At 60.7% G+C, this 20,214-nt stretch carries 19 protein-coding genes; 6 read left to right on the top strand and 13 right to left on the bottom strand.

Annotated features, from left to right (window positions below):
- Window positions 1-15: 15 nt before the first annotated feature.
- Complete coding sequence (gene fabY, locus ACSJLU_RS24380; RefSeq protein WP_025304711.1) at window positions 16-963, top strand: fatty acid biosynthesis protein FabY; 948 nt, start codon at window positions 16-18, stop codon at window positions 961-963.
- A 38-nt stretch (window positions 964-1,001) separates the two neighbouring features.
- On the opposite strand, the gene ACSJLU_RS24375 is transcribed toward fabY, so the two are convergent.
- Together ACSJLU_RS24375 and ACSJLU_RS24370 are read right to left on the bottom strand one after the other, a co-directional pair.
- Window positions 1,002-2,663 carry an AsmA family protein gene (locus ACSJLU_RS24375; protein ID WP_439041048.1) on the bottom strand — a complete coding sequence of 554 codons (1,662 nt, stop codon included), beginning with the start codon at window positions 2,661-2,663 and terminating at the stop codon, window positions 1,002-1,004.
- 128 nt (window positions 2,664-2,791) lie between these two features.
- On the bottom strand, window positions 2,792-4,192 hold the full coding sequence (locus ACSJLU_RS24370) for a nucleobase:cation symporter-2 family protein (protein ID WP_025304709.1): 1,401 nt from the start codon (window positions 4,190-4,192) through the stop codon (window positions 2,792-2,794).
- 240 nt (window positions 4,193-4,432) lie between these two features.
- On the opposite strand from ACSJLU_RS24370, the gene gltS reads away from it, so the two are divergent.
- Window positions 4,433-5,644: a sodium/glutamate symporter gene (gene gltS / locus ACSJLU_RS24365; RefSeq protein ID WP_025304708.1), complete on the top strand. Its 1,212-nt coding sequence runs from the start codon at window positions 4,433-4,435 to the stop codon at window positions 5,642-5,644.
- A 42-nt stretch (window positions 5,645-5,686) separates the two neighbouring features.
- Here gltS and recG read toward each other — a convergent pair whose 3' ends face one another.
- The 6 genes from recG to ACSJLU_RS24335 all read right to left on the bottom strand — a co-directional run bounded on the left by recG (window position 5,687) and on the right by ACSJLU_RS24335 (window position 12,378).
- Window positions 5,687-7,768 (bottom strand): ATP-dependent DNA helicase RecG, encoded by a 2,082-nt coding sequence (gene recG, locus ACSJLU_RS24360; protein WP_164068501.1) that lies wholly within the window; start codon window positions 7,766-7,768, stop codon window positions 5,687-5,689.
- Entirely contained in the window at window positions 7,765-8,460 is a 696-nt protein-coding gene (gene trmH, locus ACSJLU_RS24355) for a tRNA (guanosine(18)-2'-O)-methyltransferase TrmH (protein WP_033639122.1), read from the bottom strand. Before trmH ends, recG begins: the two co-directional genes overlap by 4 nt.
- A 5-nt stretch (window positions 8,461-8,465) precedes the next feature.
- Window positions 8,466-10,577, bottom strand: coding sequence for a bifunctional GTP diphosphokinase/guanosine-3',5'-bis pyrophosphate 3'-pyrophosphohydrolase (spoT, locus tag ACSJLU_RS24350; protein ID WP_004931224.1), 2,112 nt, complete (start codon window positions 10,575-10,577; stop codon window positions 8,466-8,468).
- A gap of 18 nt (window positions 10,578-10,595) precedes the next feature.
- Complete coding sequence (gene rpoZ, locus ACSJLU_RS24345; RefSeq protein WP_004931221.1) at window positions 10,596-10,871, bottom strand: DNA-directed RNA polymerase subunit omega; 276 nt, start codon at window positions 10,869-10,871, stop codon at window positions 10,596-10,598.
- Between the two features lie 54 nt (window positions 10,872-10,925).
- Window positions 10,926-11,549, bottom strand: a complete 624-nt coding sequence (gene gmk, locus ACSJLU_RS24340; protein ID WP_060435251.1) for a guanylate kinase — start codon at window positions 11,547-11,549, stop codon at window positions 10,926-10,928.
- A gap of 211 nt (window positions 11,550-11,760) precedes the next feature.
- A complete protein-coding gene (locus ACSJLU_RS24335; RefSeq protein ID WP_025304704.1) occupies window positions 11,761-12,378 on the bottom strand; it encodes a trimeric intracellular cation channel family protein in 618 nt (205 codons plus the stop codon).
- 253 nt (window positions 12,379-12,631) lie between these two features.
- Between ACSJLU_RS24335 and ACSJLU_RS24330 the strand changes: the two genes are divergently transcribed.
- On the top strand, window positions 12,632-13,066 hold the full coding sequence (locus ACSJLU_RS24330; RefSeq protein WP_142591868.1) for a DUF3574 domain-containing protein: 435 nt from the start codon (window positions 12,632-12,634) through the stop codon (window positions 13,064-13,066).
- A gap of 34 nt (window positions 13,067-13,100) precedes the next feature.
- On the opposite strand, the gene ACSJLU_RS24325 is transcribed toward ACSJLU_RS24330, so the two are convergent.
- The gene (locus ACSJLU_RS24325) at window positions 13,101-14,285 is read right to left on the bottom strand and encodes a nucleoside transporter C-terminal domain-containing protein (RefSeq protein WP_197813083.1); all 1,185 of its coding nucleotides are present in this window, start codon (window positions 14,283-14,285) and stop codon (window positions 13,101-13,103) included.
- A gap of 362 nt (window positions 14,286-14,647) precedes the next feature.
- On the opposite strand from ACSJLU_RS24325, the gene ACSJLU_RS24320 reads away from it, so the two are divergent.
- Entirely contained in the window at window positions 14,648-15,037 is a 390-nt protein-coding gene (locus ACSJLU_RS24320; protein WP_099817566.1) for a hypothetical protein, read from the top strand.
- A 55-nt stretch (window positions 15,038-15,092) separates the two neighbouring features.
- On the opposite strand, the gene ACSJLU_RS24315 is transcribed toward ACSJLU_RS24320, so the two are convergent.
- On the bottom strand, window positions 15,093-15,956 hold the full coding sequence (locus ACSJLU_RS24315) for a YicC/YloC family endoribonuclease (RefSeq protein ID WP_025304701.1): 864 nt from the start codon (window positions 15,954-15,956) through the stop codon (window positions 15,093-15,095).
- 126 nt (window positions 15,957-16,082) lie between these two features.
- Between ACSJLU_RS24315 and rph the strand changes: the two genes are divergently transcribed.
- Both rph and pyrE read left to right on the top strand, forming a co-directional pair.
- Window positions 16,083-16,799 carry a ribonuclease PH gene (gene rph / locus ACSJLU_RS24310; protein ID WP_025160305.1) on the top strand — a complete coding sequence of 239 codons (717 nt, stop codon included), beginning with the start codon at window positions 16,083-16,085 and terminating at the stop codon, window positions 16,797-16,799.
- A gap of 96 nt (window positions 16,800-16,895) precedes the next feature.
- A complete protein-coding gene (pyrE, locus tag ACSJLU_RS24305; RefSeq protein ID WP_049205345.1) occupies window positions 16,896-17,537 on the top strand; it encodes an orotate phosphoribosyltransferase in 642 nt (213 codons plus the stop codon).
- Window positions 17,538-17,568: 31 nt separating this feature from the next.
- On the opposite strand, the gene slmA is transcribed toward pyrE, so the two are convergent.
- The 3 genes from slmA to coaBC all read right to left on the bottom strand — a co-directional run bounded on the left by slmA (window position 17,569) and on the right by coaBC (window position 20,070).
- Entirely contained in the window at window positions 17,569-18,165 is a 597-nt protein-coding gene (slmA, locus tag ACSJLU_RS24300; RefSeq protein WP_025304700.1) for a nucleoid occlusion factor SlmA, read from the bottom strand.
- A gap of 251 nt (window positions 18,166-18,416) precedes the next feature.
- Complete coding sequence (dut, locus tag ACSJLU_RS24295) at window positions 18,417-18,875, bottom strand: dUTP diphosphatase (RefSeq protein WP_016929680.1); 459 nt, start codon at window positions 18,873-18,875, stop codon at window positions 18,417-18,419.
- Window positions 18,853-20,070: a bifunctional phosphopantothenoylcysteine decarboxylase/phosphopantothenate--cysteine ligase CoaBC gene (gene coaBC / locus ACSJLU_RS24290; protein ID WP_038630299.1), complete on the bottom strand. Its 1,218-nt coding sequence runs from the start codon at window positions 20,068-20,070 to the stop codon at window positions 18,853-18,855. Before coaBC ends, dut begins: the two co-directional genes overlap by 23 nt.
- Between the last annotated feature and the right edge of the window lie 144 nt (window positions 20,071-20,214).

The following is a 20,214-nucleotide window of genomic DNA, read 5'->3' as shown; positions in this document are numbered from 1 at the left end:
GGAGAACAGGCGTCTATGTATCACCTACGAGTACCCGTAACAGAGCAAGAACTGAAGGAGTATTACCAGTTTCGCTGGGAAATGCTGCGCAAGCCGCTGCACCAGCCGGTGGGTTCGGAAAAGGATGCCTATGACGCCATGGCCCATCACCAAATGGTGGTGGACGAGGCCGGTAAAATTGTCGCCATCGGGCGGCTGTATATCAATGCCGACAACGAGGCGGCGATCCGTTTTCTAGCGGTAGACCCGACGTTGCAGGATAAAGGGTTGGGAACGCTGGTGGCGATAACGCTGGAGTCCGTCGCACGGCAGGAAGGCGTGAAGCGGGTGGTGTGCAGCGCCCGTGAAGACGCGGTGGATTTCTTCGCCAAGCTGGGCTTCGTCAATCAGGGCGAGATCACCGCGCCGCAAACCACCCCGATCCGTCACTTTTTAATGATCAAACCGGTGGCGACGCTGGACGATATCCTGCATCGCCCTGATTGGTGCGGCCAATTGCAGCAGGCCTGGTATGAACACATTCCGCTGAGCGAAAAGATGGGCGTGCGCATCAGCCAATACACCGGCCAGCGCTTCGTCACCACCATGCCGGAGATCGGCAACCAGAATCCGCACCACACGCTGTTCGCCGGCAGCCTGTTCTCGCTGGCGACGCTGACCGCCTGGGGGCTGATTTGGCTGCTGCTGCGCGAGCGCCATCTCGGCGGCACCATCATTCTGGCGGACGCGCACATTCGCTACAGCAAACCGATTACCGGCAGGCCGCGTGCGGTGGCGGATCTGGGCTCGCTGAGCGGCGATTTGGCGCGTCTGGCGCGCGGCCGCCGCGCGCGCGTGCACGCCGAAGTGCATCTGTTCGGCGACGAGGATAAGGGCGCGGTATTCGAAGGCACCTACATGGTGTTGCCGGCTGAGCCGGATGTGCCGCTGGATCAGGGTGGCTCTGAAGCGCTGGAAGAGTAGGGTGGCGGCCCTGCCCTGAGGGCGGGCCGCGCAGTGCATTACGGCAATTGTTGGTTCACCGCTTGGCCGTCGCCGGCGGTGGCCTGCAGATTGCCTTTCAATGAGGCCTTGAACGGCCCGTCGCTGTTCAGCAGCCCTTTCAACTGCAGCTCAAGGTTGCCGTCTCCCGTCAGCGGCACCGGCTGCCATCCCCATTGCTGCAAGGTGTTGATCGGTACCGAACGGCCGTGCAGCGTCAGCTGGAACGGCTTGCCCGGCAGCTGATCGACGGTCGCTTTGGCCTCCAGCAACCCATTGGGCATAAAGGCGCTGAGCTCGGTGACGGTGATCTGGTTGGCGTCGGCGTTCAGCGCCAGCGAAGGGCGCCGCACGTCGATTTTGTTGAAGGTGGCCTCGCTGCCGTTCAGGTTTAGCGAACCGGACCAAATGCCCCACTGGTGGTCGCGCGCCAGCAGCAGGTTGCTGCCGTAACCGTCCAGCGCGGTGATCTGGAACGGGAATGCCGGGTTGATATAGATGATCAGATTGCGGTTGGTGGTCAGCTTGGTGACGTACACCTCCGCCAGCCAGTCCGGCAGCGGTTTCAGCCACAGCTCGCGCCAGTCGATAGGCAGGGTGTACTCCAGCGCCGCCATGGCCACTTCATCCAGCTGCAGGCGTTTACCGGCGCGCAGCCAGTTGCCGGAGGTGCGCAGCAGCCCGCCTTCCCAGCGGGTGGTGAACTGCTGAATGGCGATGCCGGCGGAAGAGAGCCGCAGGGTGGCGATCGGATCGATCAGGTGGAAACCGCCGTTGACCACGTCGCCGGCGTTGAAGTTGAGCGAGCCGTCTTCACTGCGCCAGTCGCCTTTTTCGACGCTGACGTTTTGCAGCGACAGGTCGAGATCGTTAACCGCCCACGCCTTGCCTTCCAGGCGCGCATCGATCAGATCGAAACGCTTGAGGGTGACCGGCGGCAGAGCGGTGAAGCGCCGCATGAATTCCGCCAACGTCATCGGGGTCTGCATGCGCACGCCGCTCAGCCGCAGGCGATCCACCTGCCAGCTGCCGTCGGTGGCGCGGCTGGCCACGCCGGTCAGGTCGCCCTGCGCCAGATCGGCGCCGAAGTTGTTCAACAGCAACTGGCCCTGTTTTTGCTCCCCCTGCACTAACACCTTCGAGGCGGGGATGCCGTTCAGCGTCATCGAACCGGCGCTGAACTGGAACTGGTTGTTGTCCCCCAGCAGATGGCCGGCCAGCGGGCGCCACGGCGTGATGCCGGCAGTGACCTGCTGCGCGTTGAGCTGCCACTCGTTATCGTTGGACTGCAGCGCCATGTTGCTCAACTGCAGCACGTCGGCCTGTACAGGCAACGCCGCCGCCTGTGGCTGCACGTTCAGCGTGCCGTCGCGCAGCGTGACGCTGTGAAAATAGCGCGGCTCGGTGATTTGGCGCAGGCTGAGGCCGAGATCGACGCGTTTGGCAACCAGCGCCTGCGGCTGGCCGCTGCGCGCCAGCTGCACGTCTTCCAGACCGATCTGGTCCGGTTGGCTCCACGAATGGGTGATTTTTCCTATCGACAGGCGGTATTCGCTGTTGTCGCTGATCCAGGCACTCAAGCGGCCTGCCGCCCAGCGGGTTTGCCCGACCAGGTACAGCACCACCACCGCCAGCACGATCAGCAGCAGCAACGTCAGCAACAGCTTTCCGATAAATTTCATCGTCTACATCCGCATCGGTCAAAAAAGATACCCTGTTTATGCCGCAATTGGCCGGGCATCTCAAGGGCAATGGTCTGATAGACAATAAAAAACGGCCGCAAGCGGCCGTTTGAACGCCAATGGGCGGGTTACTTTTTCTCGTGTTCCTGCGGGAACACCAGGTTCAGCACGATGGCGGTAATGCCGCCGGCGGCGATGCCGGAAGAGAGTAGGGTTTTCAGCCAGTCCGGCGCGAACTGCAGGATCAGCGGCTGCTGGGAGACGCCCATGCCGACGGCCAGCGACAGCGCCATGATCATGATGGCGCGGCGGTTCAGGCGCTCGCGTGACACGATGCGCACGCCGGAGGCGGCGATGGTGCCGAACATCACGATGGTCGCACCGCCCAGTACCGGCTCGGGGATGTGCTGCACGAAGCCGGCTACCGCCGGGAACAGCCCCAGCGCGATCAGCATCAGCGCCACCACAAAGCCGACATAGCGGCTGGCGACGCCGGTCAGCTGGATCACGCCGTTGTTCTGGCCGAAGCAGGAGTTGGGGAAGGTATTGAACACCGCCGACAGCATCGAGTTCAGGCCGTTGGCCAGTACGCCCCCTTTTAGACGCTTCATGTACAGCGGCCCGCTGACCGGCTGTTCGGAGACATCAGAGGTGGCGGTGATGTCGCCGATGGTTTCCAGCGAGGTGACCATAAAGATCAGCATCAGCGGCAGCAGCAAGTTCCAGTCGAAGCCCAGGCCGTAATAGAGCGGCGTGGGAATAGTGATCGCCGCCGTGGGTGCCGCCGGAGCGTCGGCGGGCAGCATGTCCATCGCCCAGGCCAACAGATAGCCGACCGCCATGGCGATCACCAATGAAGCGACGCGCAGGTAAGGGTTGCGCTGGCGGTTCAGCAGGATGATGACCGCCAGCACCGCGCCGGCCAGCAGCAGGTTTTTCGGTGAGCCGAAGCTGTGATCGTTCATCGCGGCATAACCGCCGCCGATCGAGGTCAAACCGACCTGAATCAGCGACAGGCCAATGATCATCACCACGATGCCGGAAACCAGCGGGGTGATGATGCGGCGCGCCAGATGCAGCACGCGCGACAGCAAAATTTCGGTGCAAGAAGCGACCATCAGGGTGCCGAACAGCGCGGCCATCATGGTCGGCACGTCGGCGCCGCCGTTTTTCAGCGCCAGACCGCCCATGATCAGCGGCGAAACGAAGTTGAAGCTGGTGCCCTGAATCGACAGTAGCCCGGAACCCACCGGCCCCCAGGTTTTGATTTGCAGAATGGAAGCCAGGCCGGAGGCGAACAGCGACATGCTGATGATGTGCTGGGTATCCTGCGCCGGCAGGCCCAGCGCCTGGCAGATCAGCAGCGCCGGAGTGATCACCGCAACGAACATCGCCAACAGATGCTGGCCGGCGGCAAACAGCGTTTGCGGCAGCGGCGGGCGGTCTTCGAGGCGATAAATCAGTTCGCTGGCGCGGGATTCTGAGGCGGCTTGGCGTGTGGCATCAAGCTCGGAGGATGACATGCTCATGGTGTGGCGTTTCCAGATACGGCAAAGCAGGCATTTTAATGCGCCGCCCCGCAAAAGCAAACGGTTGCGCCTAAATATTATATTGTCAACTTTCCTGTTTATGTCGCATTTTCATTCATTTTTTCTTGTCATCTTAGCGTTTTTTACTTCTAATCCTGGACTCATCAAGTTTAAAAACTCAGTGGTTTTCTATAACTTATTATTTTTATTTGGATCTTTTCCCTTACATGGAGTACCTGGATGTTTCATCTTGATACTTATGGCACGTTAGTCGCCGCGACGCTGGTTTTGCTCCTCGGGGGCAAGTGCGTCAGAAGCATTCCTCTGCTGCGAAAATATACCATTCCTGCCCCCGTCGCCGGCGGTTTGCTGGTGGCCCTTCTGTTGTTAGCCCTGAAAAAGTTCGCCAACTGGGAAATCAGCTTTGACATGTCGCTGAAGGATCCGCTGATGCTGGCCTTTTTCGCCACTATCGGGCTGAATGCCAACCTGGCGCGGTTGCGCGCCGGCGGCAAGGCGCTGATGGTATTCCTGTTCGTGGTGCTGGGGCTGCTGTTGGTGCAGAACGCCATCGGCATCGGCATGGCGAAAATGCTGGGGTTGGATCCGTTGATGGGCCTGATCGCCGGGTCGATCACCCTGTCGGGCGGCCACGGCACCGGGGCGGCCTGGAGCAAGCTGTTCATCGAGCGCTACGGCTTTGAAAACGCGACGGAAGTCGCCATGGCCTGTGCCACCTTCGGCCTGGTGCTGGGCGGCCTGATCGGCGGCCCGGTGGCGCGCTATCTGGTCAAACACTCCTCTACGCCGGAAGGCACGCCGGAAGACAGCGTGCAGCCGAGCGGTTTCGAGAAGCCGGAAAGCGGCCGCCTGATCACCTCGCTGGTGATGATCGAAACCATCGCCATGATCGCCATCTGTCTGAGCCTGGGGCAGCTGATTGCCGGCTTGCTGAACGGTACGGTGTTTGAGCTGCCTAACTTCGTTTGCGTGCTGTTCGTCGGGGTGATCCTCAGCAACACGCTGGCCTTCACCGGTTTCTATACCGTGTTCGAACGGGCGGTATCGGTGCTGGGTAATGTCAGCCTGTCGCTGTTCCTGGCGATGGCGTTGATGAGCCTGCGCCTGTGGGAGCTGGCTTCGCTGGCGTTACCGATGCTGGCGATCCTGGCGGTGCAGACGCTGGTGATGGCGCTGTACGCGATCTTTGTTACCTACCGGGTGATGGGCAAGAACTACGACGCGGCGGTGCTGGCCGCCGGCCACTGTGGTTTCGGCATGGGCGCCACGCCGACGGCGATCGCCAACATGCAGGCGATCACCGATCGCTTCGGCCCGTCGCATCTGGCGTTTCTGGTGGTGCCGATGGTGGGAGCGTTCTTTATCGATATCGCCAACGCCATCGTTATCAAGCTGTATCTGCTGCTGCCGGTGTTCCCGGCGGTGGGGTAATATCGCGAGTCATCATGAGAAGGGCGCCTGCGGCGCCCTTTTTTATGCGTTGGAGTAGCGCGCCTTCTCCGGCAGCCAGCGTTCGATCAGCGCCTGGGCGTGTTCCGGGTAGTGCTGATGGAGATGGCGGGCGACGCGTTGCACTTCGGGGATCATCGCCTGGTCGCGCAACAGGTCCGCCACCTTGAATTCGGCGCTGCCGGTCTGGCGGGTGCCCAGCAGCTCGCCCGGGCCGCGGATCTCCAGATCGCGCTGGGCGATGACAAAGCCGTCGTTGCTGTCGCGCAGCACTTGCAGGCGCGTTTGCGCGGTTTTGCTCAGCGGCGTTTTGTACAGCAGCACGCAGTGTGAAGCCACCGCGCCGCGCCCTACGCGGCCGCGCAGCTGGTGCAGCTGCGCCAGGCCCAGCCGTTCCGGGTTTTCGATGATCATCAGGCTGGCGTTGGGCACGTCGACGCCGACCTCGATCACCGTGGTGGCGACCAACAGCTGCAGCTTGCCCTGTTTAAACGCCTGCATCACCGCCTGCTTTTCCTGCGCTTTCATGCGGCCGTGCACCAGCGCCACCTTCAGCTCCGGCAGCGCGGCTTTCAATTCTTCCCAGGTGGCTTCCGCCGCCTGCGCTTCCAGCAGCTCGGACTCTTCGATCAGCGTACATACCCAGTAAGCCTGCCGTCCTTCTTCCAGACAGGCGCTTTTCACCCGGTGAATGATGTCGGCGCGGCGGGTATCGGGAATGGCGACGGTGGTCACCGGCGTGCGGCCCGGCGGCAGCTCGTCGATGACCGAGGTATCGAGATCGGCATAGGCGGTCATCGCCAGCGTGCGCGGGATCGGCGTGGCGGTCATGATCAGCTGATGGGCGTGGAAGCCTTGCTCTTCGCCTTTCTCCCACAGCGCCAGCCGCTGATGCACCCCGAAGCGGTGCTGCTCATCAATGATCACCAGCGCCAGGCCGTTGAACTGCACCTGCTCCTGGAAGATGGCATGGGTACCGACCACCATCGATACCTGGCCGCTGGCGATGGCTTCCTGCTGCGCGATGCGCGCCTTGCCTTTCTGTTTGCCCGCCAGCCAGCCGACCTGCAGCCCCAGCGGTTCGAACCACTGGCGGAAGTTGTTGGCATGCTGTTCGGCCAGCAGCTCGGTCGGCGCCATCAGCGCCACCTGCTTGCCGTGCGCGATGGCGCGCAGCGCCGCCAGCGCCGCCACCAGCGTTTTGCCGGAACCGACGTCGCCCTGTACCAGCCGCATCATCGGGAAGTCTTTTTGCATGTCGGCTTCGATGTCGGCCACCACGCGCGTTTGCGCGCCGGTCGGCGAGAACGGCAACTGTGCGAGAAAACGGTTTTTCAGCCGATCGTCCGGCAGCAGCGGTTGCGCCTGATAACTCTGCGCGCCGGCGCGCACCGCCAGCATGCTGAGGTTATGCGCCAGCAGCTCTTCGAGGATCAGGCGTTTTTGCGCCGGGTGTTTGCCCAGTTCCAGATCCGCCAGCTGAATGTCCGGCGGCGGGCGATGCAGGGTGTGCAGCGCCTGCGGCAGGCTCATCAGGCCGCCGCTCAGCTCCGGCGGCAGCAGTTCGGCGATGGCGCAGGTATCCAGCAGCGCCAGCGCCTGGTCGGTCAGCTTGCGCAGCGTGGCCTGCCGCACCCCCTCGGTGGTGGGGTAGACCGGCGTCAGCGACTCCTGCAGCTCGACCTCGCTGGCTTCGCCCTGAATACGGTATTCCGGATGAATGATCTCCGCGCCGTGGTTGCCGCGTTTGATCTCGCCGTAGGCGGTCACGCGGCGGCCGGTGGCCAGGCTGTTCTTCATTGCGGCGTTGAAATTGAAGAACCGCATGGTGAGGATGCCGGTACCGTCGCTGATCTGGCAGGTCAGCATGCGACGGCGGCCGAAGCTGATGTCGCTGCGCAGCACTTCCCCTTCTACCGTGGCGTAGATGCCCGGCAGCAGATCGTTGATCGGGTAGAGGCGGGTACGGTCTTCGTAGCGCAGCGGCAGGTGCAGCAGCAGATCCTGAATGGTCTCGAGGCCAAGCTTGGCCAGTTTGCCCGCCTGGCTGGCGCCAACCCCGGAAAGCGTGGTGAGTGGGACAGCATCCAGCAGGCGGCCTTTCATTTGCGCACCGTCGCCTGCATGGCCGCCCACCATTCGGCGCTGGCGACCACCTGGCCCTGCTCGTCAATCTGCGGGCGTGGCAGCCCTTTGCGCTTGGCCACGTTGGCCAGCACCGGGTAGCCGCCTTCGAACAGCAGACGCTGCTGCTCTTCTTCATCCAACATGCTGTTGTCGCGGCGATACAGGCCGGCATTCTGCCGCTGGCGCTGCGCTTCATACAGGATCAGCGCCGAAGCCACGGAGACGTTGAGCGATTGCACCATGCCGATCATCGGAATGACGATGTCCTGGTCGGCGAGCGCCAGCGCTTCTTCGGTGATGCCGGTTTTTTCCTGGCCGAGCAGCACGCAGGTTGGCCGAGTGTAGTCCACTTCGCGGAAATCGACCGCGCGCGCAGACAGGTTGGTGGCCAGAATTTGCATGCCCTGCGCTTTCAGGTGACCGACCGCGTCGCCGATGGTGGGATGGGTTTTAACGCTGACCCAGCTGTTGCTGCCGGCGGCGGAGGAAACCAGGGTACGCATGCGGGTGGTGGGCCACACGGCGTGGACCTGATGCACGCCGACGGCGTCGGCGGTGCGGATAATGGCGGAGACGTTATGCGGCTTGTGCACTTGCTCCAGGCAGACCGTCAAATCCGGCTGCCGGGTCGCGAGCATTTCACAAATCCGCGCATAGCGTTCAGGACTCATAAGCGCTAGTTTCGGTTGCGGTTAACTTTGATCACATCCGGCATGATACGGATTTTACGCATAATGTTTGCCAAATGGATGCGATCGCGGGTGGTCAAGCGGATAAAGGCGCTATAAACCCGACCGTCTTTCTCTTCGGTGTTCAGGCTCTGAATATTGGACTCGGCCGCGTTGATCGCCGCCGTCAGGTTGGCCAGCGCGCCCTGGTGGTTGAACATATCCACCTTGATCTCGGCGATGAACTCCTGCTCGGTCTCTTTATCCCACTCGACCGCCATGAACTTCTCAGGCTCTTTCTGATAGCCGCGAATATTGCGGCAGGATTCATGGTGGATCACCAGCCCTTTGCCCGGGCTGACGTGAGCGATAATCGGATCGCCCGGAATCGGACGACAGCACTTGGCGAAGGTAATCAACACGCCGTCGGCGCCCTTGATGGCCAGGTTACGTACGCCGGATGAAGTGCCCAGGCTGGACTGATCGCCCTGCAGATTCTTCGCCACCACCACGCTCATGGCGTTGCCGAGGCCGATTTCCGCCAGCAGATCGTCCAGCGTCGCCAGCTTCATGCGGTCCAGCTCGTGCTGAATGTTTTCCTGCGGGATTTCGGCCAGCTTGCGGCTGCCGCCCAGCGCATGGTTGAGCAGACGGCGGCCGAGGCCAACGGAGTCGTCGCGCTTGAGGTTCTTCAGCATCTGGCGAATTTTGGCGCGCGCTTTCGAGCTGACCACGAAGTTCAGCCAGGCGGCGTTGGGCCGTGCGCCCGGTGCGGTGATGATCTCGACGGTCTGGCCGCTGGTCAGCGACTGCGACAGCGGGTACGGCTGACGATCGACGCGCGCGCCGACGCAGGCATGGCCGATATCGGTATGCACCGCATAGGCGAAGTCGACCGGCGTGGCGCCGGCGGGCAGCTCGACGATGCGGCCTTCCGGGGTGAAAACGTAAATCTCATCCGGGAACAGATCGGATTTGACGCTCTCGATAAATTCAAACGAACTGCCGGCGCTTTGCTGCAGCTCCAGCAGGCTTTGCATCCAGCGCTGGGCGCGGATCTGCGCCGTAGTACCGGTTTCGCCCTGTTCTCTTTCCTTGTAAGCCCAGTGCGCGGCCACCCCCATCTCAGCCATCTGATCCATGTCTTCGGTGCGGATCTGCACTTCGACCGGCACGCCGTGTGGGCCGATCAGCGAGGTATGCAGCGATTGATAGCCGTTGGCCTTGGGAATGGCGATGTAATCTTTCACCCGCCCCGGGCGCGGTTTGTACAGGCTGTGCACCTGGCCGAGTACGCGGTAGCAGGTATCGACCTCTTTCACGATCACCCGGAACGCGTAGATATCCATGATGGAATGGAAACGCTGTTCTTTGAGGTGCATCTTGAGGTAGATGGAGTAGAGGTGTTTTTCCCGCCCGCTGACTCGGCAGGCGATGCCGGCCTCGGTCAGCCGCCCTTCGATCTCGGAGAGGATTTTTTGAATCATCTCTTTGCGGTTGCCGCGTGCGGCTTTCACCACTTCCTTGATCACGCGATAGCGGTTCGGGTACAGCGCCTCGAAGCCCAGCTCTTCCAGCTCGGTCTTCAGGTGATGAATACCCAGACGGTGGGCGAGGGGGCTGTAGATTTCCAGGGTTTCACGCGCGATGCGCCGGCGTTTGTCGGGGCGCAGCGAACCGAGGGTGCGCATGTTGTGCGTACGGTCGGCCAGCTTGATCAGCACGACGCGGATATCCTGCACCATCGCCATGATCATCTTGCGGAAGTTTTCCGCCTGCGCTTCTTTCTTGTCCTGGAACTTCAGCTTGTCGAGCTTGGAGACGCCCTCAACCAGTTCGGCGACGCTCTTGCCGAACAGCTGTTCCATATCTTGATAGGTGGCTGGGGTGTCTTCGATGACGTCGTGCAGCAATGCCGCCATCAGCGTCTCGTGATCGAGACGCATTTCCGCCAGGATGCAGGCCACGGCGACCGGGTGAGTAATGTAAGGCTCACCGCTGGAACGTGTCTGGCCCTCGTGCGCGTCGCGCGCGACGAGGTATGCCTGTTTGAGGCGCTTAATCTGCTCCTCGGGCAGGTAACGTTGAATCAGCAGATTCAGGCTTTCAAACAGGTACAAGGCGGACTCGCAGTCTAATTAACGACGACCTTCAGCAATCGCGGTAACCGCTTGAATCTCTGCGGCTTCCTGCTCTTGCTGTTCCTGGCGCTCACGCACGTCGAGGATCTGGCTGGTGATCAGGCCTTCTTCGATTTCGCGCAGGGCAATAACGGTGTACTTGTCGTTCTCTTCCGGAACCAGTGCATCTTTGCCGCCGGTCTGGATCTGACGCGCCCGACGAGCAGCGACCAACACCAGGTCAAAACGGTTACCAATTTTCTCTACAGCGTCTTGAACAGTTACGCGTGCCATATTTGTGCTACTCCACAGGTGACGAAAAGACTGGGCATGATACTGAAACTGCCTTCAGTCTGCCAATAGTTTGCTGATTAAAGCGTCATGCCGCAGCAACTGGCGGCCCAAACGCAGGCGTTCGGCGCGAATGATGGTCTTCAGATCGGACAGCGCCAGATCGAAATCATCGTTCACGATCAGGTAATCGTACTCCGCGTAATGCGTCATTTCCGCCACGGCCTGAGCCATGCGCTTGGCGATCACCTCGTCGGAATCCTGACCGCGCCCGCGCAGGCGGCGGCCCAGTTCTTCCTTCGACGGCGGCAGAATGAAGATGCTGCGCGCCTGCGGCATTTTGGCGCGGATTTGCTGCGCACCCTGCCAGTCGATATCCAGAAACACGTCAACGCCGGTCGCCAACACTTGTTCGATGGCGGCGCGCGAGGTGCCGTAATAGTTGCCGAACACTTCGGCGTGCTCAAGAAACGCGTCCTGCTCGATCATCCGGCGGAATTCGTCTTTCGAGACGAAGAAATAATGCTCGCCGTGATTTTCACCCGGGCGACTGTCGCGCGTGGTGTGCGAAACCGAAACCTGCGTGTCGTACAGCGGTTGCGTCTTTAACAAAGCCTGAATCAGACTTGATTTACCTGCGCCACTGGGAGCAGAGACAATATAAAGCGTGCCTTGAGCCATGATGATGTTCGTTGATAACGGTTGATATGCCAATAACAGCGGATGTGTATTTTCTCCGCACAGTATACACGGCTAACGCGCCGGGTGCAGCGTTAGCTCGCATTTTGCCCGCCGCTTTGCGCGGAAAAAGCGGCGAATGAGCGAATTTGCGCGTCGAAGGGCAACATTTCTGCAGTTTTGGCCTCGGCGGCGGCGCGTTGCCGCCCCGGGATCAGTGATCCGGATGCTGGTAGTTGAACACCGGCAGGCCGAGGCGGAAGCGCAGGGCGATCAGACGCGCGCTCAGGCCGGCGACCAACGTGAGGATCACCACCAGATTATGCGGCAGGCTGAGGTGCTGCAGGCCGATATACAGCCAGGCGGCGCTGAAGGAGATGCCGGCATAGATCTCTTTCTGGAAAACCAGCGGGATGCGGTTGCAGAACATGTCGCGCAGCACCCCGCCGAAGACGCCGGTGATCACCGCGGCGATGGCGGCGATAATGGCGCTGTGCCCCATATCCAGCGCCACCTGCGCGCCGATGATGGAGAAGACGATCAGGCCGACGGCGTCGAGAACCAGGAACAGGCGGCGCAGATGGCGCATCAGAGGAGCCACCCAGGTGGTGACGATCGCCGCTATCGCGACGATGACGATGTATTCCGGGTGTTTGACCCAGCCCAATGGAAAATGCCCGAGCAACATATCGCGCACCGACCCGCCGCCGATTGCGGTGACCGAAGCGATGATGATCACGCCGAACATGTCCATTTGGCGGCGGCCGGCCGCCAGCGCGCCGGTCATGGCTTCGGCGGTGATGCCGATGATATAAAGGATGCTCAGTAACATAAGGGGTTCACAGCGTACTTGCCTCAGAATGATGGCCGGCAGGGTAATCGCCGCCGAGGACCCGCGCCACTGAGTTTTTTTCACCGATGGTGTTTCGGATTAATATAGCTAATCCAAACTCCGTTTTTATTGCCGATAACCAGCCTTTTTTAACATTTTGCTGTTGATAATAGCATTAGAAATTTCGCGCTGATTTCCATTGCTGACTATGCTTTTTGCAGCGAATCCTTCAACCGAGAAACCGAGACTGCAGATGAAAAACTCCTCGAAACTGGCCGCCGGCGCCGTGATGGCCGCCCTGCTGCTGAGCGGCTGCGTGGCGCCAGGCCACCAGGCTATGTCACCCGCTCCGGCTTGCCGTATCGGCGATCCGATGATGCAAACAACGCTCTACTTCGGCCTGAATCGCCCGGCGGGGCCGGCGATCACCGCCGCCGAGTGGCAAACCTTCGTCGATAACCAGGTGACGTCGCGTTTTAAAGACGGGCTGACGGTCTTTGATGCCAAAGGGCAGTGGCTGGGCCACGACGGCAAACTGGCGCGCGAGAACAGCAAGGCGCTGCTGCTGATCCATGCGCCGGACAAAGAGAGCGAGGCGAATATCGAGGCGCTGCGCAGCGGCTATAAGCAGCAGTTTGCGCAGGATTCGGTGATGCGGGTGGATGCGCCGGTGTGCGTGGCGTTTTAAAGCGAACTCCCGGCCCTGCGGCCGGGAGTGGGAATTACAGCACCAGGCCCGCGATGGCCGCCGACAACAGGCTCACCAGCGTCGAGCCGTAAACCAGCTTCAGGCCAAAACGGGACACCACGTTGCCTTGCTGCTCGTTCAGTCCTTTGATGGCGCCGGCGACGATGCCGATGGAGGCGAAGTTGGCGAACGACACCAGGAACACCGACAGAATGCCCAGCCCGCGCGGCGACAGCTCCACCGCGATCTTCTTCAGTTCAATCATCGCCACGAATTCGTTGGCTACCAGTTTGGTCGCCATGATGCTGCCCGCCTTCAGGGCCTCTTCCGCCGGGATGCCGATCAGCCAGGCCAGCGGATAGAACACGTAGCCGAGGATCTGCTGGAAGCTGATGCCGAGCACCGCAGAGAACAGCGCATTGACGGCGGAGATCAGCGCGATAAAGCCGATCAGCATCGCCGCGATGATCATCGCAATCTTGAAGCCGGCCAGAATGTACTCGCCCAACATTTCGAAGAAGCTCTGATCTTCATGCAGTTTGTTCAGCTTCAGCTCCGGCTCGTCTTCAACCTGATACGGGTTGATGATCGACAGGATGATGAAGGTGCTGAACATATTAAGGATCAACGCCGCCACCACGTATTGCGCGTCGATCATCGACATGTAGGCGCCGACGATGGAGAGCGAAACCGTCGACATGGCGGTCGCGGCCATGGTGTACATGCGGCGCGGTGAGATATCGCCGATGATGCCTTTATAGGCGATAAAGTTCTCCGACTGCCCCAGCACCAGCGTGCTGACGGCGTTGAACGATTCCAGCTTGCCCATGCCGTTGACCTTGGACAGCAGGGTGCCGACCAGGCGGATGATCAGCGGCAGGATGCGGAAATGCTGCAAAATGCCGATCAGGGCGGAAATAAAGATGATAGGGCACAAAACGCCGAGGAAGATGAACGCCAGACCATCCTTGCTCATGCCGCCGAACACGAACTCCGATCCTTGGGCAGCGTAGGCGAGCAGGGTGTCGAAGAAGCCGGCGACGTGTTTGATCACGCTGAGCCCGCTGGCGGAGTGCAGGAAGAAATAGGCCAGCGCGCCTTCGATCACCAACAGCTGGATGATATAGCGCAGGCGGATTTTCTTGCGATTATTGCTGACCAGCAGCGCCAGGGCGATGATCACCACCAGGGCCATAATAAATTGCAGAATTTGTGGCATAAACGGTCCGTACGGTTCACGGGCAGGAAAAAAACACATTTAGCCACAGCATCGCCATCCTTTCATTACCTTGCGTGATAATTAGAACAAAATACTTATGGCATGCGGGATATCTTGCCGATTGTCATCCGCACGCGCTGCTCGGCAGTTTTTCATAAGCCCCCGGTGAGCCGTCTCCCCAGAGGCCTGCCGGCTCGCAACTTGATGTAATCCCCGTTACTTATGTGCAAACGCCTGGAATCTGGTTCGCAATCGGCGATTTTTCATGGCGCAAAGCGTGGTTTTCTTGGCTGAGGAAGAGAAACATGTTTTGGAACAGGCGCCGTGACCGGCGCGCATTTTCTCGGACAAGGAGGCGAACGATGAATACCGGCACTTTGCTCAGGGCGCTGGCCAACGGCGTTAATCCCGACACCGGCGAGCTGTTGAAACCGGCTTCAGCGGCCTGCGCACCGGAGGCTATCCGGCTGCTGTTCGCGTTGGCCAACGAGTTCGACGGTGAGGCTGAACTGCAGAAAAAAGCCCGGTTGACGCCGGAGGAGAAACGGCAGAAGAATCTGGTCGAGGGCCGACCTGCCAATGCCTACTTCCCCTGGCCGGAAGAGGAAAAACTGCGGCTGCGCGAGAGCCATGCGGCCGGGGCGACGCTGGAAGCGCTGAGCGATGAGTTCGAGCGCTCAACCTGGAGCATTGCGGTGCAGCTGCAGAAAATGGGGTTGATCGGTGAGGAGCAGGTGGCCGCCTATCGCTGATTTGCAGCCATAAAAAAGCCCGCGTGGCGCGGGCTTGATGACATAAGGGGCAGGATCACTCGATATTCTGGATCTGCTCGCGCATTTGCTCGATCAGCACTTTCAGCTCGATGGCCGAAGCAGTGACGTCGGCATTGATCGACTTGGAGGCCAGGGTGTTCGATTCGCGGTTGAACTCCTGCATCATAAAGTCGAGGCGGCGGCCGACGGCTTCTTTCTTTTTCAGGATGTTGTGCGTCTCTTTCACGTGCGCTTCCAGACGGTCCAGCTCTTCGGCGACGTCGATACGCTGCGCCATCAGCACCAGCTCTTGCTCCAGGCGGGTGTTTTCCAGCTGTACCTGCGCCTCTTCCAGCTTGCTGACCAGGCGCTCGCGCTGCCATTGCAGGATGTTCGGCATCTGGGCGCGCACTTTGACCACTTCGGCGCTGACGCCGTCGAGGCGTTGTTCGATCAGCGTCTTCAGCGCGGCGCCTTCGCTCTCGCGTGCGACGATAAAGTCATCCAGCGCGCCGTCCAGCGCCTGCATCAGCTCGACGCTGATGGCGTCCAGATCCTGCTCCTGCGCGGACATCACGCCCGGCCAGCGCAGCACGTCGATCGGGTTGATTTCCCCTTCGTCGCTCTGCATTTTCACCCAGTTGGCGGCTTCGACCAGCTGTTTGGCCAGTTTTTCGTTCAGGATCAGCGAGCTTTGCGCGCTTGGATCCAGTTCGAAACGCAGGTTGCATTCGACTTTGCCGCGGGTCAGGCGGCCACGGATACGTTCACGGATCACCGGCTCCAGGCTGCGGAATTGCTCCGGCAGACGGATGTAGGTTTCTAAGTAGCGCTGGTTAACGGAACGCAGCTCCCAGGCTGCGCTGCCCCATTCACCCTTGATTTCACGCCGGGCGTAGGCGGTCATGCTGCGGATCATTGATGCGTACCCGTAATAGGAAAAGATGGGGCGATTATAGCGTCGCGACTGCGGGCAGGATAGGCATTACGTCACGAAGCCCGTATAATGCGCAGCCAATAGTTGATTTGAAGCCGGAGAGAGCCCATGCGTCCTGCAGGCAGAGCACCACAGCAAGTTCGCCCCCTGACACTGACCCGTCACTATACCAAACACGCTGAAGGCTCAGTGCTGGTTGAGTTTGGCGATACCAAAGTCTTGTGCACCGCCACGGTAGAAGAGGGCGTTCCGCGCTTCCTGAAAGGCCAGGGGCAAGGTTGGATCACCGCCGAGTACGGCATGCTGCCGCGCTCCACCCACAGCCGCAACGCACGTGAAGCCGCCAAAGGCAAACAAGGTGGCCGTACGCTGGAGATCCAGCGCCTGATCGCGCGCTCGCTGCGCGCCGCGGTGGATCTGAAAAAGCTCGGTGAATTCACCATCACCCTCGACTGCGACGTACTGCAGGCCGACGGCGGTACCCGCACCGCCTCCATCTCCGGCGCCTGCGTGGCGCTGGCCGATGCGCTGAACACCCTGGTGGCCAACGGCAAGCTGAAAGCCAACCCGATGAAGGGCATGGTAGCGGCGGTTTCCGTCGGCATCGTCAACGGCGAAGCGCTGTGCGATCTGGAGTATGTGGAAGATTCCGCGGCGGAAACCGACATGAACGTGGTGATGATGGAAGACGGCCGCATGATTGAAGTGCAGGGCACCGCCGAAGGCGAGCCGTTCAGCCACGATGAGCTGTTGGCGCTATTGGCGCTGGCCCGAGGGGGCATCGAAACCATCTTCCAGGCGCAGAAAGCGGCGCTGGCGGACTGATTTTTTAAGGCGACTGAGAAGTCGCCTTTTTTATGCCCGACGATCGGGCGGCAGTAATGACAAGACCCAAGCAGATTCAGACGAGGAGAAGCAGTAATGAAAGCCTATCAGCGCCAGTTTATCGAGTTCGCGCTTAACAAGCAGGTATTGAAATTCGGCGAGTTCACCCTGAAATCCGGCCGCACCAGCCCGTATTTCTTCAACGCCGGCCTGTTTAATACCGGGCGCGATCTTGCGCTGTTGGGGCGCTTCTACGCCGAAGCCCTGATGGACTCCGGCATCGATTTCGATCTGCTGTTTGGCCCGGCCTATAAAGGCATTCCTATCGCCACCACCACGGCGGTTGCGCTGGCGGAACACCATGAGCGCGACGTGCCTTACTGCTTTAACCGCAAGGAAGCCAAGACCCACGGCGAGGGTGGTTCGCTGGTCGGCAGCCCGCTGCAGGGGCGTGTGATGCTGGTGGATGATGTGATCACCGCCGGCACCGCGATCCGCGAGTCGATGGAAATCATCGGCGCCAGCGGCGCTTCGCTGGCGGGGGTACTGATCTCCCTCGACCGTCAGGAACGCGGCCGCGCGGATATCTCCGCCATTCAGGAAGTGGAACGCGACTATCACTGCAAGGTGATTTCGATCGTGACGCTGAAGGACCTGATCGCTTATCTGGAAGAGAAACCGGAAATGGCGGACCACCTGGCGGCGGTGCGCGCTTACCGCGAGCAGTTTGGGGTATAAATAAAAACGCCGGGCGTGCCCGGCGTTTTCGTTATTGCAGCTGTGCCGCCAATAGCGGCCAGCGGGCGTCGAATTCCTGCGTTGGACGATAGCGGAATTCCGAACGCACATAGCGCGACAACATGCCTTCGCAGAAGGCCAGCAGTTGGCTGGCCAACAGCGTTTCATCGACGATGAAGCCTTTGCCTTCGCGCAATTTGCGCTCTTTCAGCACCTGACGCAGCTGCGCCTCGATGCGTTCGAACAGCTGGTTGATGCGGCCCTGCAGGCGATCCTGTTCAAACATCAGCGCGTGGCCGGTCATGATGCGCGTCAGCCCCGGGTTGCGTTCCGCAAAGCCCAGAATCAGCAGTAAAATCAGGCGCAGACGATTAAACGTCTCTTTCTCGTCCTGCAAGATCAGGTTGATGCGGGTGATCAGGCTGTCTTCGATAAACTCGATCAGACTGTCGAACATCCGTGTCTTGCTGGGGAAATGCCGGTACAGCGCAGCTTCAGAAACACCCACGTTCGCGGCGAGCTTGGCGGTGGTAATGCGCTGGCTGCCGTCGCTGGATTCCAGCATCTGGGCTAACGCCTGCAATATTTCCTCGCGCCGATTCCTTTTCGTATTTTCTTTTTCTGCCATGTCTGATTAGACCCTTGCTAAAACTTAACTGACGGAAACCCGGGCACCGGCCGCTGCAGAGCAGGCTCTGTGCGGCTTATGTGATAGCTTTTTTACGATGCTGGGGTCAGCGGCCTTAACGGCCTTTTTCCGCGCTGCCTGGTGTGCGCTGCAATTGTCGCGGTAAAACCTTGCCGCAGAGACATCCTTCTCCCCGGAAAGGCAAGGTTCAGGCGACGTTTCCCTGCCGGCCATCGTGCATTGGGTGGCGCTTAGTGGCGCCCCGAGTGGCCGAAGCCGCCTTCGCCGCGCTCGCTACTGTCGAACTCTTCCACCAGGTTGAATTCGGCCTGCACCACCGGCACGAAGACCATCTGCGCGATGCGTTCGCCCGGCTCGATGGTGAAGTGCTTCTGGCCGCGGTTCCAAACGGACACCATCAGCTGGCCCTGGTAATCGGAGTCGATCAGGCCGACCAGGTTGCCCAGCACGACGCCGTGCTTATGGCCCAGGCCGGAGCGCGGCAGGATCACTGCCGCCAGGCCGGCGTCGGCGATGTGGATCGCGAGGCCGGTGGGCAGCAGCGTGGTTTCACCCGGCGCCAGCTCTACCGCGCTGTCCAGGCAGGCGCGCAGGTCGAGACCGGCGGAGCCCGGCGTGGCGTAGGTCGGTAGCGGGAAATCCTGACCGATACGCGGGTCGAGGATCTTAACGTCGATTTTTTTCATCATAACGGCTGACTATCTCGTCTATTAAACGTTGGCCAAGGAGTGCCTTGTCGCTCAGCGCCAGGCGCTTTTCTCCATCCTGCCAAAAAAGGTGCAGGGCATTGGTGTCGCTGTTGAACCCGTGCTCTGCAAGCGATACATCGTTAGCGCAAATCAAATCCAGCTTCTTACGCGCCAGTTTTTGCCGCGCGTATTCTTCCACATTCTGGGTTTCGGCGGCAAACCCCACGACAAACGGTCGATTTTTGGTCATCGCGGCCACGCCGGCGACGATATCGGGGTTTTTTACCATCTTGAGGACGATTTCATCACCCTGTTTTTTTATTTTTTCATCGGCGATCTGCTCGGGGCGGTAGTCGGCCACGGCGGCGCAGGAGATGAAAATCTGCTGCTGCGCCGCGCGCTGTTGCACCGCCTGCTCCATCTCCAGCGCGCTGGTGACGTCCACTCGGGTGACCGATGGCGGCGTCGGCAGGCTGACCGGCCCGGCGATCAGCGTCACCTGCGCGCCGCGGGCGGCGGCGGCGCGGGCGATGGCGAAGCCCATTTTGCCGGAGCTGTGATTGCTGATGAAACGTACCGGATCCAGCGCTTCACGCGTTGGGCCGGCGGTGATCATAACCTGCAAATGTTGCAGATCCTGCGGGGCGGAGAAATGCGCGTTCGCCAGGTCGACGATGTCCAGCGGATCCAGCATGCGGCCCGGGCCGACGTCGCCGCAGGCCTGGCTGCCGCTGTCCGGCCCCCAGAGCAGCATGCCGCGCGTCTGCAGCGTTTGCAGGTTGGCCTGCGTGGCGGCGGCGCGATACATCTGCTGGTTCATGGCGGGGGCGGCGGCGATAGGGGCGTCGGTCGCCAGGCAGACGGTAGTCAGCAGATCGTTGGCCATGCCGGCGGCGACGCGCGCCAGCAGATCGGCGGTCGCCGGCGCCAGAATCACCAGATCCGCCCACTTGCCCAGTTCGATGTGGCCCATGGCGGCTTCGGCGGCGGGATCCAACAGATCGTCGGACACCGGGTAGCCGGAAACGGCCTGCAGCGTCAGTGGCGTAATGAACGCCTTGGCGGCGTGGGTCATCACCACGCGCACTTCTGCACCCCTGTCGCGCAGGCGGCGCACCAGCTCTGGGCATTTGTAGGCGGCGATGCCGCCGCTGATGCCAAGCACAATATGTTTGCCGGAAAGTCCCGTCATCATCATTGTCCGATTGAAAGCCGAAAGATGCGCCATTTTAGCATATCCGCCGTTCAGGTGAGTGATTCCGCAATGGCTGCAGGGCGTTACATTGTGCTTTGCGAAACACTTCGCAATGTTATCAAACACCTGTCGAACGCGCCGGGC

Origin of the sequence: Serratia bockelmannii (assembly GCF_051803255.1) — a bacterium.
Lineage (GTDB): Bacteria > Pseudomonadota > Gammaproteobacteria > Enterobacterales > Enterobacteriaceae > Serratia > Serratia bockelmannii.
The sequence above is the reverse complement of the archived record's forward strand: the minus strand, read 5'-3'. Positions and strand labels throughout refer to the sequence as shown.